We start from the raw sequence: 14,495 nt of genomic DNA on the forward strand, positions 1-14,495 counted from the left end.
ATTGAAAAGCAGATTGTGTTCTAAACGGATAAATAACCTTGCTCTGGTTACTGAATCAAATCAGTCAGTTTGCGCCTATTAGTCTGGAGGGACAACTGGCCCTGGCTAGTGTGTTGGTCAGGAAAGAAGTGCCTAAAGGGTATATGCTTCTGGAGCATGGAAAACTATGCAGGCATCTGTATATTTTGGAGAAAGGCTTTGCCCGAGGCTATTACACGCAGGATGGTCGGGACATAAGCCTTTGGTTCGCTTTCGAGGGCGATATACTAGCCTCGCTCTACTCGTTCGTATCGCACAAGCCAAGTTACACCACGATTGAGATTCTGGAAGATAGTGTCATTACCGGCATTAGTTATGACCAGCTACACGAACTCTACCGAAACTACCCCGAGTTTAATCTGATTGGGCGACTAATGACCGAAAAATATTTCATTGAGCTGGAAGAACGTACCCTGTCGTTCCAGTTTCAATCCGCTGCCGAACGCTACCACCAATTGATCGAAAAGCACCCCCAACTCCTGCAAAAAGCGTCGCTGGGGCACATTGCTTCTTTCCTGGGAATTTCGCAGGAAACCTTAAGCCGAATTCGGGCAAAAAAATAACGGGCACATTCCGATTTTGACTTTTGTCAAAAAAAATCTAAAGGCCGACGCTGAACTTTGTCCTGCTATCAGCTTCTGTTGAGACCGAACCGATGTGACGTATACAGCCCGTGGTTTTCTGATTCTAAGGGCATCGGCTGATAGCTAACTAAGCTGCCTCTATTTCGAAACCATGTTTGATTGTTTGACCCCGATTGTAGGGTCAAGCCATACCTCTTATTGTCCAAATGAAACCAGTCAATAACTTCATCTTAACCGGCTCAACGGGTGTTTTAGGGTCGCATATTGTTTACGAACTGATGGTACGCATCCACCAAAGGGGCTATGTCGGTAAACTAATCCTACTGATACGCAGTAAACGTACTAAGTCGGTGCAGGAACGATTTGAGGAGTTACTAAACCCTGATCTGATGCCTGACTATATGAACCAACTGGATATTGATCGGCTGAAAACAGACCATATTGATCTAATCAGCTACGACATCAGTAACGCTTCCGATTTAACGCAGTACCTGGCCGCCACAACGGAAAAATACCACCTGATTCATTGTGCCGCTTCGGTTAATCTGGGCACTACCCCGAGTGCGTGCGAAGAGATCAAAAAGACAAATTATTACGGAACTATCCAGCTAATTAATCAGCTCCAACCCTATATTTTTAAGGTTAGCTACATCAGCACCGCTTTCGCGTTCAGACCACAGTTCCTGAAAGAGCAGAACTTAGCCAGCTACCGAAATCATTACGAATCGTTTAAGGCTAAAATCGAGGAAGATATCCCTAACTTATGTGAACAGTATGGGCTGGAATGGCAAATCCTTCGGCCAAGTATTATTGCTGGTCGATTGATGGATGCGCCATACCACGTCATCTATCGGTTTTTGGTTTTCTATCTTTTTGGCGCCTTTTTTTACCGCGCAAAGGAGATGTATGGGCACATGAATATCCGGATTGCGTTGAATCCGAAAGCCGGATTGAACATGGTTCCCGTCGATTATGCGGCCAAGGTAATTGTACGGGCGTTATCTACAGAAATTAACGATTTGAACATCGTTCACAGTCGGTATGTCCCCAACACCTTTGCCGTGCCTAGAATGCTGGAAGCGGCTGGATGGGCTAATTACGAGTTCGTTACCGAAATCCCGACCGATCAGAACGAAATTGAAAAGCTATACTACCGTACTGCCGGTGCGCAACTCAGCCAGTACCTCCTGGCCGACGATTACACGTTCGACATGCAGATCCTTCGAGAACTGATGCACGATGTGGAAGAACCGAATCTGGAGGAAAATTTCACCGCCCTCTGCCGCTATGCCGCCGACCAAAAGTTTAAGCACATGATGGCCTATTGATTATCCGTTTTAGAGACGTGCTGATTACGGCTTGGGGATCGTGATGTTGGGTTGCCAGTTCCATTCGGGAGGATCTATACCCAGCAGGTGTTTTACGAAGAAATCACGTCGTTTGTGCTCACCATAGTCACCGCCGAGCGAATGGCCCATACCTGGAACCATCAGGAAATCGAAATTTTTATTGGCTTTGATTAGCGCATTGATGAACTGATAGGTCGAGGAGGGGTCTACGTTATCATCCATCTCGCCCAGAATCAATAAGAGTTTGCCTTTCAGGTTTTTAGCATGGGTTGTGTTGGACGATTCGGCATACTGTTCACCTATTGGATAGCCCATCCATTGCTCGTTCCACCATAGTTTATCCATACGGTTATCATGACAGCCCGACGACGAAACAGCCACTTTATAAAAGTCTGGATAGTGGAGCAATGCCGCTGCTGAGCTTTGACCTCCTGCCGAATTCCCCCAGATACCCACCCGGCTCAGGTCCATGTACGGGTACTTCTGGGCAGCTGCTTTCATCCAGGCGATCCGGTCGGGGAAGCCGCTGTCTTTCAGATTTTTCCAGCATACGTCGTGGAACGCTTTGGAACGATTAGCGGTACCCATACCGTCACATTGCACCACAATAAAGCCAAACTCAGCCATTTCGTGCAGGGAACCCCGCGAATCGGTTACGAAACTTTTTGGCACGAATGAATCGTGAGGCCCAGCGTAAATGTATTCGATAACGGGATAGGTTTTCTTCGGGTCAAAATTGGACGGGCGCACAATAATCCCCCAGATGTCTGTTTTGCCATCCCGACCTTTGGCCGCGAACACTTCCGGGAGTTTCCAACCCGTAGCCAATAGCGGCTGAATATCTCCCTTTTCCAGTTCCATCATTACCTTGCCCGTCGAAGTCTGCCGAAGGACGGTAGTGGGCGGTTCGTCGACGCGGGAATAGCTATCAACTACATATTGGTAATCGTCGGAGAAGATGAGTCGATGGTTCCCATTTTCGCGGGTTAAGGCCGTCAGGCCCGTTCCGTCGAAATTGACCCGGTAGAGTTGCGTAAAGTAGGGGTCCTGGCTGGCTTCCCGACCGCTACCTTCAAACAGAATGGTTCGTTTGGCTTCGTCGACATATACCACCCGACGCACCACCCATTCACCTTTGGTAATCTGGTTTTTTACTTTTCCATTTTCATCGTATAGGTACAGGTGGTTCCAGCCATCACGCTCCGACATCCAGATCATTTCCCGGCCATCGGCCAGATCATAGCGGTAGTTTTTCCCACTATAATGAATAAAGGTCTTACTCGTTTCGTCGATCAGGGGTCGCACATTTCCCGCAATATTCATCTCGAAAACGGTATATCGCTGATGCCCACGCTGGTTATATTCGAACGTAAACGCACGGCTGTCGTTCCGCCAGTGTGGCATCGTAATAGTATATTGATCAGGAATAACCGACGCGGGAATTGGAGTCTGTCGTTTCGAATCGATCAGGAACAAGGTAGGGAACCGCTGGGGTAGGGCATCACCCGGCTTCAGGTATTGGCGCGACTGCAATTTAGGCTGTAACTGGTCGGTTGGTGATGACTCGATCAGGTAAATCAGATGTGGAGTATTGGGGCGAACTTTATTGACCACCAGTTTCTTAGAATCGGGCGACCAGGCCATGTAGGTGGAATAAAACTCGCCTTCCGATCCATCGTAACTTAACGCAACTTCCTCGGCAGGACGACGGCTTGGACGAATGTACACGTTGTAATTTTTAATAAACGCTTCATAGACACCATCAGGCGACGGAACGGGTTTTCCTTCCCGTTCATTAACCTGATTACCCCAATACCGATTGGCTGATGGACTAATCACCCCGTTCAGTCGGCATTGGTAGGTATCGAAGGGGCAGGTGAACAAGGAGTCTTTAATTCTGAAGGAGACCTCAGCTGGTTGCAGCGTAATGTCAGAGAAGGGTAATTGATAAGGTAGAACCGGATAGCCTGTTAATTGACTCAGTGAGGTAGCCAGCCGTTTCTGGTCGAAAGCGGGCTCTTTTACGATTTTGTCGGCATCTACTTTGATGAATTCTTTACCGCTGGGTGTTGTCTTAAGGTACCAGAACGAATGCGCTTTGGGCACCCACTGAATCTTGTCGGGCGCATCAAATACCTTGTTTTGAAAAGCGCCGTTCAGCATTTCAGCCCGTTTGTAGTCGGCTAACGTCCCCTGCGTTCGACCTGTAAACGGCAAAAGAAAGGCGATTAAGCAAACAAATACGTGTCGACAGGACGAAGCGACTAGAGAAAGAGGCATAGCATTTGGCAGAGAACGTTCGGTCCTTAAAGATAAGGCATAGGAAGTCATGAACGAACAACCTGTGAAGACGTTAACTGGCTACATCCTATAGCGAAAGCTCTGATCTATAGTTGACCTTCCATTTTCATCGCCTTCAATCCCCAGTCCTGCATGACGTAAATCACAGGCATCAGCGACTCGCCATATTCGGTTAGTTTGTACTCGACGCGGGGCGGAATTTCAGGGTAAATCGTTCGTTCGATAATGCCGTCGTCTTCCAACTCCCGAAGTTGATTGACCAGCATTTGTTTGCTGATAGCGGGAATGGCGCGTTGCAGCTTACTGAACCGATTACAGTTTTTGCTGATACCATATATGATCAGTACTTTCCACTGGCCACCAATTCGGTTCAGACAGTGCGTAACAGGGCAGTTGTGCGGGTTAAAATCTTTGTTTTTGCGCGAATTTGCCATTAGTCTAAAAAGATGTACTAGCTAGTGTAAAACAGACTACTTGCCTCTTTTAGACGAAGGTAACAGCTTTGTGCTTCAACTACAGAAACAATGACAATCGAACAAATCAAACAAGTGATAGCGGGCGGTGAATGGGTTAGTATTGCCCCCGAAGTACGGCCAAGTCTTTCGCGAAACGACGATGGCAGTGCCAAACCTTTTTATTTATCCCGCCGATTTACATACCAGACCGACGATACCTTTACGCTGGAGATCATCAATTTTGCCGATGCCTACGGAAAAGTGCCTTTAGCCAAATTGTTCATTAAAGGCCATGTGCAATGGCAGGGCGACCATCCGATAGCTGCCGGTGCTCAGAAGGTCGATTTCAGCGCCGATGACGCATATGACGTAACGCCATTGCATCCGGGTTTTGTGGGCATTCTGAATCAGGTTGCCAGTGCCGGTTTCGATAAATGGGAGCTAAACAATACACAAAGCATTTTGGGTAAAGCGTTTGCACCGTTTGGCCTGGCCGAAGGGCAAATTTTTAAGGAATATGACCTGATGTATGTCCTGAATAACATGCTGTTCTGGGGAGCGAGGCACGTTGATAGGCGCGGCTTCGACACCGAAGAAAACCGGCCCACTAATTTGCAGATTCCGATGGTACGGACACATTGATTGGGGGAGCGGGTTTGGGAAAATAAGCTGGGTTTGCATACTGATACCCCGCGATTTTGGCGATGGGCAACGCTAAAAATTTAAGCGTTTTCACGACAAATGGCGGTGGTCCTTCTTTCAGATACGAATCGAAATCGCTGCCCCACGCAGCAAGTTGAAGCAGAAAGCGGGGGGAGGAAAAGATAGAAGGATCGTCGTGCATAAGGCCATATAGTTGCGTTAGCATCAATACAAACCCGGCTGGTGCGTCGCCTGTAGCGGTGGCCATCGAATCGGTCTCATTAAAAAATTTGTGATACGTTCCTCGTGGTACCGTAAACGACTCCCCGGCCCGAAGCCGTTTGATTTTACCATTGACCAATAGGGATAATGTCCCCTTAGAAACGGAAAATGGCTCGTCGAAGCCTGTGTGTACGTGTTCGGCAGGGCCTGCTGCGTGAGGGTTCACGTTACCCTGCACCTGAACCCGCCCATTCGCGTACCCCAGAATAATCTCCTCGTTGCCTTGTATGGCACTGCCAAATCGGCTGTTGGGTGTAAATATCTGAGCAAAATCAGGCCGGTTGGTTGGGAGAAATTGACAGATAATCGCTACAACCAGATAACCGGCTAAGGTATAGCCTAAAAAATATAGAGCGGTTTTCATTTGCTTAGTATGGTTGATTTTTGGGCAAACTAAACCAATAGCAGCCTGGTGCTGGCTGTAAAAAAACGACATTACGAAAAGCGGTTGCCCCAGTCGGGCGAAGCCATGTCCTGGGCCAAAAGCATTGAAGGGGGTACTTCGGCAAACTGCCGGAAATCGCGCATCATGTGTGAGTAGTCGAAATAACCACAGGTATAAGCCACGTCGTGCCAGTCGAGTTGGGGTTGTTGTTGTTTCAACTTAAAAGCACGGTCAAACCGGGCAATACGGGCATAAAATTTCGGACTCACGCCCATCCGTTCCTGAAATTTGCGTTCCAACTGCCTCGGACTCAAACAAGCCTGATCGGCCAACCAATCCAGCGAAAGCGGCTGATGCGTGTCTTTTAGTGCCAGAATAACCTTGTCGATGGGTAAAATTTCGGGGCGGAGCCGCGCCAGTTTTTTCAGCAGGTACGCTTCGATGCGGCCTATCATTCGGCCGTAATCGGTTTCTTCCCGCAGTTGCTCGTTGAGGTCTTTCATGCCTGTATCGGTCAGATACTCAGCATTCATTTCCTCATTTTGAAAGGAGTTAATGGGTATTTTGCCCAACAACTTATACAGAAAACCGGGCTGAAAACAGACCTGAATAATCAGATGATCGTCGCCAAACTGGATATTGATGCGCGAAGTCTGCTGGCCTACAAAAATGCTGGCTGCTGATGTACGACTTTCTGCGGTGCTATTGATTATTGCATTGACCGAACTGCGCGGATAAAAAAAGAGCGACTGATCGGCGTCGGGCGGAATGGGCTTGATGCGCTGATTTAGAGGAACCCCGTGCATTTGTACATGAAGCAACAGATAATGCCGCACATACGGACGCAGGGCAGGGTGAGGTGGTATGCGCGGCCGGAAAACCATTGTAAGACAGATAGATAGCTTGCCTAAAGATAACTAATTTCCCATCAATACTTACCTGTATGATAGTTAGCTTTATAGCTTTATGCCTTCTAAAAATTTGTCCTCGCTTGGATGCAGGTGCAGGCTAACTACCTTTCCGGCTGTATCGCGCTGAAACCGAATAAATGTATTGTAAAACGCCCACGAGGCAAACTCATCTTTAGCGTGCCAGAAGACCTCGGTTTTGGGCGAAAACGGTAATGTCATAAAGAGTTGAGCCCGCTCGGCGGTCAGTTCCAGGATGATCGTTTTAGCCGCAAATTCGGGGATATAGCTGGCCCATTCGTCAAATCCGTTGCCTTCGATTCGGAGCGCGTATCGGCCGACGTATTCCCGAAGCACTTTTTCGGGAACCTTGTTGGGCTGTACTGAGTCCAGTGTAATAGGAAATGAGATGGTTGGTGTTGCCGAATTGGTTACCAGCGGCCGGATAATCTGTAGCTGCTCTTCGTGCGTGAGGTAATTCAGAATACCGTCGGTTTTGTTACGTTCTTCACCTTCAAAAAAAAGCTGTGTGACCCGTTCGTGGTAGCCGCGTTTCGAGACTTTGAAGTGGATATGTCTCGCCCGACTCCCGTACAAACCGGGCAAAATGGTTTTGAAGCGGTATTCGCCCCTGGCGTTGGTAATGGCCTGTCCCCAGCCCTGAAAGTTAGGATCTTCCTGCCGTTCTGAATGATCGAATTCGTGCCGATACAGACCGTGGTGATTGGCCGACCAGATTTCGACCACTGCACCGGACAATGGTTTACAGGTTGCATCAGTTACTTTACCTTCCACTACGATGACCTTACCAGCAGCCACCCCCGATTGCCCGGCCATGCGTGTAAGATCAATATCGTGATCGGGCTGGGTTCGGTATTTCATAGTGGGATACGGGCCCAGTTCCAGAATCGGCGTAGGCTGACAACCAGGTTCTGATTTAGGCTCTTCCGACAATGAAATACCTGCTGTTGTGCTGCCTGCAGCCAGTCCAAGCAGTGTTCGTAACCAGTTTCGGCGTTGCATAGTCTACTTTTGGGCTATGATCGGTTTGGCTATTGGTACGTGCAGTAGTAGTCGAAGTTCAGGCTGTAGTCGAAAGGATTTTGGCCGTCGTCGTTGATTGTTCTTTTCGAAGGTGCGGTTACCAATAAACGATAATCATACCGGCAGCTCCATCGCCACCCGAAAGATCGCCACCACCACCTCCCCCGCCGGGGAAACTGCCCGTCTGTCCACGCCCTCCATTGACGGAGAACAGCAATGACGTTGAGTTTGTCAGTGAATACTGCGATCCATAGCCTCCCGGTTGCATACCATATGCGGTACCTCCATCGCCACACTGTACTATAAAAATATAGTCGGTAGCACTTTTCTGTCCATACGACATTTTGGCATTAGACCCATTACCTCCCTGGCAACCAAAGCCCAGATTAGACCCAAATGCAAACCCGCCTTGCTGGTTGGTGGAGCCACCGTAAGCGCCAATTGCCCCTGTAGCGCTATTAATTTGTGAATTCCCGCCATTAGAAGTAGGCGTGGTCCATGAACCACCATTTCCTTTGGCCCCAACTATCAGTGTCAATGCCGTTCCAGGTGTTACCTGCATGTAGCCACGACCATATCCTCCGGCACCTCCTCCCGATGCCGACAACGTTATTCCGTTGGTTTGTGCCCAGGTGCCTCCAGCTCCCGCTCCCCAAACTTCGGCCATAATTAAGGTTACATTAGTAGGTACAATCCATGTAGTACTAGTTGTAAACACCTGGCTATTCTGAAACTGGCTAGTTCCGGTTGAATAGGTGTTTACATATTGCCAGTTACTTCCGGTATGTATAGCCATCCTTTGCTGGTCGGTGTTGAATACCAGATTACCAGCCTGTTGAGGGGGGAGCTTGTTCTGTTCTGACGTAGAGAGTTGAGGAAGTTTAACGCTATTAGCTTTTAAGGCCCAGGCTGTCCGGGCCTGGTCTTCTGCTCTGGTCAGGCCAGTCAGCGTCAGTATAAATGAAGTTGATGTGGCTAAGGAAAAAGGACTACTACCATAGCAAAGGCCGCTTCCCGTGAACACCCCCGCTGTATAACTGAACGCATTACTAGTAGCCGGTGGCAGATTGCCTGTTACGACGGTTCCTGATAGGGTTCTGGCAGTGGTAAAGATGGTTCCATCGGGAGGTTGTGTAGCTGATGGGCTGGGCAATGGCACACTGGCAATCTTGGTGAGGTTAGAAATGCCAACACTGGTGCCTGATGGACATGTAATGGTATAGGAACCCGGCGGCTCGCCCTGATAAAACGTATTAGCCGATAATGTAATAACAGGCGGAGAGGGGGTTTGTGCTAGTAAGTCACCGGTAACAAATAGCCATAACAGAAAGTAGAGTCGCATAGTTGTGAATGGTTATAACCGCTCGGGCCAGAAAGCCACAGCGTTGCCTGAAAATGTAGGCTGGTTCAGCGCCAACTAGCGTAAACCACTTGTGTGCAATTTGCCGCTCATATCACTACGTTCACTGGTAAAAAATCGACATCTTTTGACCGTTCGCTCAAAGTTACCGGGTTGGCTATCTACCCAATTGACAACAGGTTGTATAGGTGCCAAGTCAGTTGGAAAGCCCATTGATTAGCCGCTGATTAGTTTCCGATTGGTAATTGCCGAACTCCCTTAAACATAGGTCATTAAAAAAATGGTTGCCAGACGTTCAGGACGAATAGTTGGAAATACTGCGTGAGGAACCCTATTTTTTGAGTAAGCCTCTACACACTTATGAGTCAGATGCCATCTAATAAGAGCCCCGGACTACTTCAGGTGACTCTTTAAATAGGCCAAAGCAAGGCTAGTCCTTAAAGCCATTGGGGATTATAGTAAGTAAAAGTACTTAGCCATTTTAAGGTAATATGCTTTATAGTGAACGATTTAGTAATAATCTTTTAGTGATCGGTTACGGTACATATACGTAGATTGTGTAAATTTTGGACTAAGAAACCATCGGTCAGTATGCTCCACCTGATTGTGCAACCGCATGAATCGCTGAGACTCTTTGTAAAGGAGTATTTGGTGGTGCATTTCGATTTTGCCAACATGACCGAAATTCCCTCGAAAGTATTTCCACCTCGCGCCGATTCAAGCCTTATTTTTTACCCAACCCATCAGTTCAGGAAAGTGAATCCGCAGTTAGGCCGGCAAGTAGACATTCCCCGTTCGGTGGTGCAGGGGCAATTACTGACCAATTGGTATCATCACTACGCACAGGAGTTCACCTGTGTCAAAATTGTTTTTCAGCCGGGCGGGCTGTATCATTTATTAGGCAAAATGCCCATGACCTACCTACTCGACGAAACCATAGAAGCCGAAAGTGTTGTCGGAAAAGAGGTCAACAGTCTCTTTCAGCAATTGATGGACATAGGCGACTACATGGGCATGATTCGGGCGCTTGAAGCCTACCTGCTTCAGAAATACCAGCGCATCAGACTGGTTATTGAGCCAATTGACAGACTAAGCCGGTTATTTACTAACCCTGGCGCTTATTATTCTCTCGACTATCTGGCTAGTCAGGCATGTTTGAGTATACGGCAGTTTGAACGAAAATTTAAGGAGCGTACTGGCGTAAGCCCCCGATTGTTTACCCGGCTGGTACGGTTCAATCAGGCGTTTGAACTGAAAGACGAACACCCCGACAAAGACTGGCTCGACATTGCTCTTAGCTGTGGTTATGCCGATTATCAGCACATGGTCAAAGATTTCAAACAGTTTGCGGGCCTTACACCGGTAGGGCTGATGCGGGAAAATGAGCAAAGCGTTGACAAACGGCTGGGCATTCCGAAAGTTGTCGTTTTTTGACCAATAGCCACCGTGTTAGGTCGCCTACTTTTGGTACATTACTTTAATCAACCAATTGTATGGAACACCAAACACGTCGAAAGGCACTCAAAAGCCTGTCTGTCGCCGTTGCAGGATCATCGCTCCTTCAAACTTCTTCATTTGCTATGGAAACCAACCCGAATCCGTTTGTATTACGGCAATCCGAAACCCGTTTTGGCGAGGTCTACAACGTCATGGGTATGGACAAATTCCTGAAAATTTCGGGGAAAGACACCAACGGCCAACTGTCGCTTTTCTTTGGCTATTATGTCAAAAATGACAGCGCACCCATGCACGTTCATTACAAAGAAGACGAACAGTTTTATGTCCTGAACGGCGAAGTGTTGTTTCAGGTAGGCGACGACCGGCACACGCTCAAAACCGGCGATCTGGTCTTTCTGCCGCGCAACATTCCGCATACGTATCTGGTCTTGAGCGATACCGCCCAAATGCTTTTTATGACCACGCCAAGCGGCAAAACCGAAGCATTTTTTAAGGCAATTTCACAGCTAAAAGGCCGCCCCTCGCCCGAACAGATGGAGCAGTTTTTTAAAGAGCACGATTTGGGTCTGGTTGGGCCACCGCTAACAAAGTAACTGCGTATAAAGTACCTCGACACTATTGTTCACCGCGAAGGCGCAAAGACGCAAGGATTAAAATATTGATAGTCAATTCTTTGCGCCCTCGCGTCCTTGCGGTGAATCAGTAATCATTCAGCCAGCATGTTCCTATGGGTTGATTCACCCAAAACAAACCTGCCACATCCGTTCAACCAGTGGCTGCCCAGCCAGAAACAGGCCCAGCAGTGGCAGAAATAAACCCAGAAATACAGCCAGTGAAATCAGGTACGGTTTGTAAATTTTCCGGTGAAAGCGTTCATATAGCAACAGTCCACCAATAATGAGCAGGTGCGGTACTCCTGGCGGAAATGGGATTTGTGGCAGTCGACCCAATGCCGGACCAATAAACGGCAGAATGGTCATGACCATAAATCGGGCATGGTAGGCTGGATTGTGTCGGTACGCAATAGCCAGCGCGTAAAACGCAATAAACTGGCTCACATCGAGAATATTGACCAGAAAAATGCCCAGGTGTTTCTGGTGCAACTGCCCAGACCGGGCTACTATTACCAGCAGAATAACCATTACGGGTACAAAGCCATAAGTGGCCTTCCCCAATAAACGGTGCAAGGCTACCTGCTTCCGAACAATCAGAATCGGCTGGATAATCAATAACGAAAGCCAGATGAGTACGGTGACGGCATGAATATGAATGAGACCATGTATGCCCACAAACTTCGGGAACAGCCCAAAATAGGTTTTGTAAAAGGCGACAAACACAAAGAGCAGAACGGCCCCAAACAGGTAACTGACGTTTCGGTAGGCTTTTTCCATGATGATCGAAAAAATTAGATTCAACCGAAACTACAGACAGGCCCTACCCCATTTCCACCTTTTCAATGCCAGCAGCCGAAACCAGCCTGCCAATGGCGGTTCTTTTTAGCGAAATGCTTCCCTCAAAAATCCGGTCGTTCAGCCGCTTCTGCCTACCATTCGCAAAGAAGCTCAAGGATTTACGTCGCTTTCTGTTGATATTCGGGGGTTTCTGACAGGATTAACAGGATGTACAGGATAAACTGCCAGGTCAACGCCTGGGGTAGAATTTTTGCTCATCGTGTTAATCCTGTCAATCCTGTCGAAAAAAATGATGCGGTGGACTCTCTGTCTTTTTCTGGCCTTTACCAGCCTGACGCTAGCGGCCCAATCGGTGCCGCCGGTTGAGGTTGGAAAACAGACGCCACCCCGAAACATTGGGCCATTTACGGAGTTTTTTGAAGATACTTCTGGCGATACACTTCCCCTTTCGGTTATTCAGCAGCAACGGTTTCGGCCCTTTGCCCAGAAACGTAACGAACGCACTACCAACGCTGAACAACCTTTGCTGGTAACCTGGCTCCGCTTTCGGATTCAGAACACCCACCCAACCGATACCATCCGGCTCTTTTACGACTGCTGGCAGGGGCTTTATATCAATGTGTATGAAAACAACCACCAACTGGCGCATGTAGGCGTAGGTGTTGTTCGACCTAAAGGCTCGCCCAATACCTCAGCGGTTTTGGTCCGAATTCCGCCGGGCCAAACCTACATCTATTACGTGCAATCCATCAGTCAGGTGATGAGTGTGCTCCCCATTGTATCGCTGCTATATACACCCGAAGCTATTTACAGGACGACCCTCGAAAACGCCTATCTCGAATCGCCTTTGCTGGTTTACCTATCGCTGTTGACGGGCAGTTTGCTGTTTATGAGCCTGTTTGCATTTTATTCGTACTGGCTCAACCGCGATAAGGCGTTTCTTTACTATGGTCTTTATACGTTAATGGGGTTTTACCTGACGGTTCAGCACATTGATGACCGCTTTGGGCTGGATCTATTCCGGTTACCCCGACTGCCACTGGCCCTGCTCATTGTATTCTACGCCTTTTTTATGAATCACTTGTTGGCTATTCGGTTGCAGCAGCCGCGTATCTGGCCGTGGGTGAAAGCGTTGCTGGGGCTGGCTTTTGTCGAGATTGTCTGGACAGGGCTGGAAGAACTTACGGGCGTCTTATTTCTTAGCAACAACTTCTTATACCGATTTAAACTGCTACCAGCGTGGTTGCTGCTGCTGCTAATTACCCTGGCCTTAATTCGCAGTCAGGTTCCGATCAAAAAGTATCTGTTGGTTGGTGTAGCCACGTTGATTGTATTGGCTTTCGTACCGCAGTTTCTGAATCCGTTTGTCCCAAACCTACCCGCACGAATCGAAATTTTTGTGAACAATCCCGGCTTTTGGAGCCTGACCGGAGTGGCTATCGAATCGCTCTGTTTTGCCATGGCGCTGGCTTATCGGAGCCGCTTGGTCGAACTGGAAAATACCTCGCTACATACGCACTACACGCAGGAGCTTGAAAAACAACTGACCGACCGAACCGCCGAAATTCAGATACAGAGTCAACGGTTGGAAGAACAGCGCATTCGGCAACTCGAACTGAGTTTTGAACAGAAACTGGCCGAAACCGAAATGACGGCCCTACGAGCGCAGATGAACCCGCATTTTATTTTCAACTGCCTGAACTCCATCAAGCTCTATGCTACCGAAAACAATGCCGCCAAAGCCTCCGACTACCTCACCAAATTCAGTCGGTTAATTCGGCTTGTACTCGAAAATTCCCGCTCCGAGCGCGTGACGCTCCGCAATGAACTCGATGCACTCCAGCTTTATCTGGACATGGAAGCCATGCGGTTTAAAACCAAACTGCGCTTTGCCATCGAAGTAGCCGAATCGATTGATACCGAGTTTGTCGAAATCCCGCCCCTACTGCTTCAGCCGTATGTCGAAAACGCCATCTGGCATGGGCTCATGCATAAGCTGGAAGGTGGCAGTGTACAGGTTCGAGTAGAGCAGCCAGCAGATAATCGGTTACGCATAATAATTACAGACGATGGTATCGGCCGGGCAAAGGCCGCCGAGCTCAAGAGTAAATCGGCCATGCCCCAAAAATCGTTTGGTATGAACGTAACAAGCGAGCGAATTGCTCTGATCAACCAGCTTTATAAAACCCAAACCCATATTCAACTCACGGATCTTATCGATCCCGAAGGCCACCCCGCCGGAACCGAAGTCGTTGTGGAGATACCGATTTAAAGAG

Annotated in this window: 13 protein-coding genes; 6 read left to right on the top strand and 7 right to left on the bottom strand. The window is 48.3% G+C overall.

Annotation, left to right across the window (positions count from 1 at the left end; all coding sequences use genetic code 11):
• Positions 1-38 precede the first annotated feature (38 nt).
• Both BGO59_RS01995 and BGO59_RS02000 read left to right on the top strand, forming a co-directional pair.
• A complete protein-coding gene (locus BGO59_RS01995; protein WP_293679687.1) occupies positions 39-602 on the top strand; it encodes a Crp/Fnr family transcriptional regulator in 564 nt (187 codons plus the stop codon).
• A 227-nt stretch (positions 603-829) separates the two neighbouring features.
• Entirely contained in the window at positions 830-1,951 is a 1,122-nt protein-coding gene (locus BGO59_RS02000) for an SDR family oxidoreductase (RefSeq protein ID WP_293679690.1), read from the top strand.
• Between the two features lie 24 nt (positions 1,952-1,975).
• Here the strand turns inward: BGO59_RS02000 and BGO59_RS02005 are convergent, their stop codons facing one another.
• Positions 1,976-4,252: a S9 family peptidase gene (locus BGO59_RS02005; RefSeq protein WP_293679691.1), complete on the bottom strand. Its 2,277-nt coding sequence runs from the start codon at positions 4,250-4,252 to the stop codon at positions 1,976-1,978.
• Between the two features lie 107 nt (positions 4,253-4,359).
• Positions 4,360-4,707: a helix-turn-helix domain-containing protein gene (locus BGO59_RS02010; protein ID WP_293679694.1), complete on the bottom strand. Its 348-nt coding sequence runs from the start codon at positions 4,705-4,707 to the stop codon at positions 4,360-4,362.
• Between the two features lie 90 nt (positions 4,708-4,797).
• Here BGO59_RS02010 and BGO59_RS02015 point away from each other — a divergent pair, with 90 nt between their 5' ends.
• Entirely contained in the window at positions 4,798-5,370 is a 573-nt protein-coding gene (locus tag BGO59_RS02015; protein WP_293679695.1) for a hypothetical protein, read from the top strand.
• Here BGO59_RS02015 and BGO59_RS02020 read toward each other — a convergent pair.
• The 4 genes from BGO59_RS02020 to BGO59_RS02035 form a co-directional block, all read right to left on the bottom strand.
• A complete protein-coding gene (locus BGO59_RS02020) occupies positions 5,336-6,016 on the bottom strand; it encodes a cupin domain-containing protein (RefSeq protein ID WP_293679698.1) in 681 nt (226 codons plus the stop codon). The two genes, BGO59_RS02015 and BGO59_RS02020, sit on opposite strands and share 35 nt — an antisense overlap.
• Before the next feature lie 71 nt (positions 6,017-6,087).
• A complete protein-coding gene (locus BGO59_RS02025; protein ID WP_293679700.1) occupies positions 6,088-6,921 on the bottom strand; it encodes a helix-turn-helix domain-containing protein in 834 nt (277 codons plus the stop codon).
• Positions 6,922-6,993: 72 nt separating this feature from the next.
• A complete protein-coding gene (locus BGO59_RS02030) occupies positions 6,994-7,968 on the bottom strand; it encodes an intradiol ring-cleavage dioxygenase (RefSeq protein WP_293679702.1) in 975 nt (324 codons plus the stop codon).
• 118 nt (positions 7,969-8,086) lie between these two features.
• Positions 8,087-9,331 carry a hypothetical protein gene (locus BGO59_RS02035; RefSeq protein ID WP_293679704.1) on the bottom strand — a complete coding sequence of 415 codons (1,245 nt, stop codon included), beginning with the start codon at positions 9,329-9,331 and terminating at the stop codon, positions 8,087-8,089.
• Between the two features lie 609 nt (positions 9,332-9,940).
• Here BGO59_RS02035 and BGO59_RS02040 point away from each other — a divergent pair.
• Positions 9,941-10,783 (top strand): helix-turn-helix domain-containing protein, encoded by an 843-nt coding sequence (locus BGO59_RS02040; RefSeq protein ID WP_293679706.1) that lies wholly within the window; start codon positions 9,941-9,943, stop codon positions 10,781-10,783.
• A 59-nt stretch (positions 10,784-10,842) separates the two neighbouring features.
• Complete coding sequence (locus tag BGO59_RS02045) at positions 10,843-11,400, top strand: cupin domain-containing protein (RefSeq protein WP_293679709.1); 558 nt, start codon at positions 10,843-10,845, stop codon at positions 11,398-11,400.
• Positions 11,401-11,544: 144 nt separating this feature from the next.
• On the opposite strand, the gene BGO59_RS02050 is transcribed toward BGO59_RS02045, so the two are convergent.
• Positions 11,545-12,198, bottom strand: coding sequence for a hypothetical protein (locus tag BGO59_RS02050; protein ID WP_293679712.1), 654 nt, complete (start codon positions 12,196-12,198; stop codon positions 11,545-11,547).
• A gap of 310 nt (positions 12,199-12,508) precedes the next feature.
• Here BGO59_RS02050 and BGO59_RS02055 point away from each other — a divergent pair, with 310 nt between their 5' ends.
• A complete protein-coding gene (locus BGO59_RS02055; protein ID WP_293679715.1) occupies positions 12,509-14,491 on the top strand; it encodes a sensor histidine kinase in 1,983 nt (660 codons plus the stop codon).
• Positions 14,492-14,495: the final 4 nt, after the last annotated feature.

Origin of the sequence: Spirosoma sp. 48-14 (genome assembly GCF_001898575.1) — a bacterium.
Lineage (GTDB): Bacteria > Bacteroidota > Bacteroidia > Cytophagales > Spirosomataceae > Spirosoma.

Coding starts and splice junctions, on each gene's coding strand:
- BGO59_RS02015 (WP_293679695.1), top strand. CDS start 4,798: ATGACAATCGAACAAATCAAACAAGTGATAGCGGGCGGTGAATGGGTT.
- BGO59_RS02040 (WP_293679706.1), top strand. CDS start 9,941: ATGCTCCACCTGATTGTGCAACCGCATGAATCGCTGAGACTCTTTGTA.
- BGO59_RS02010 (WP_293679694.1), bottom strand. CDS start 4,707: ATGGCAAATTCGCGCAAAAACAAAGATTTTAACCCGCACAACTGCCCT.
- BGO59_RS02030 (WP_293679702.1), bottom strand. CDS start 7,968: ATGCAACGCCGAAACTGGTTACGAACACTGCTTGGACTGGCTGCAGGC.
- BGO59_RS02025 (WP_293679700.1), bottom strand. CDS start 6,921: ATGGTTTTCCGGCCGCGCATACCACCTCACCCTGCCCTGCGTCCGTAT.
- BGO59_RS02020 (WP_293679698.1), bottom strand. CDS start 6,016: ATGAAAACCGCTCTATATTTTTTAGGCTATACCTTAGCCGGTTATCTG.
- BGO59_RS02000 (WP_293679690.1), top strand. CDS start 830: ATGAAACCAGTCAATAACTTCATCTTAACCGGCTCAACGGGTGTTTTA.
- BGO59_RS02050 (WP_293679712.1), bottom strand. CDS start 12,198: ATGGAAAAAGCCTACCGAAACGTCAGTTACCTGTTTGGGGCCGTTCTG.
- BGO59_RS02055 (WP_293679715.1), top strand. CDS start 12,509: ATGATGCGGTGGACTCTCTGTCTTTTTCTGGCCTTTACCAGCCTGACG.
- BGO59_RS02005 (WP_293679691.1), bottom strand. CDS start 4,252: ATGCCTCTTTCTCTAGTCGCTTCGTCCTGTCGACACGTATTTGTTTGC.
- BGO59_RS02035 (WP_293679704.1), bottom strand. CDS start 9,331: ATGCGACTCTACTTTCTGTTATGGCTATTTGTTACCGGTGACTTACTA.
- BGO59_RS02045 (WP_293679709.1), top strand. CDS start 10,843: ATGGAACACCAAACACGTCGAAAGGCACTCAAAAGCCTGTCTGTCGCC.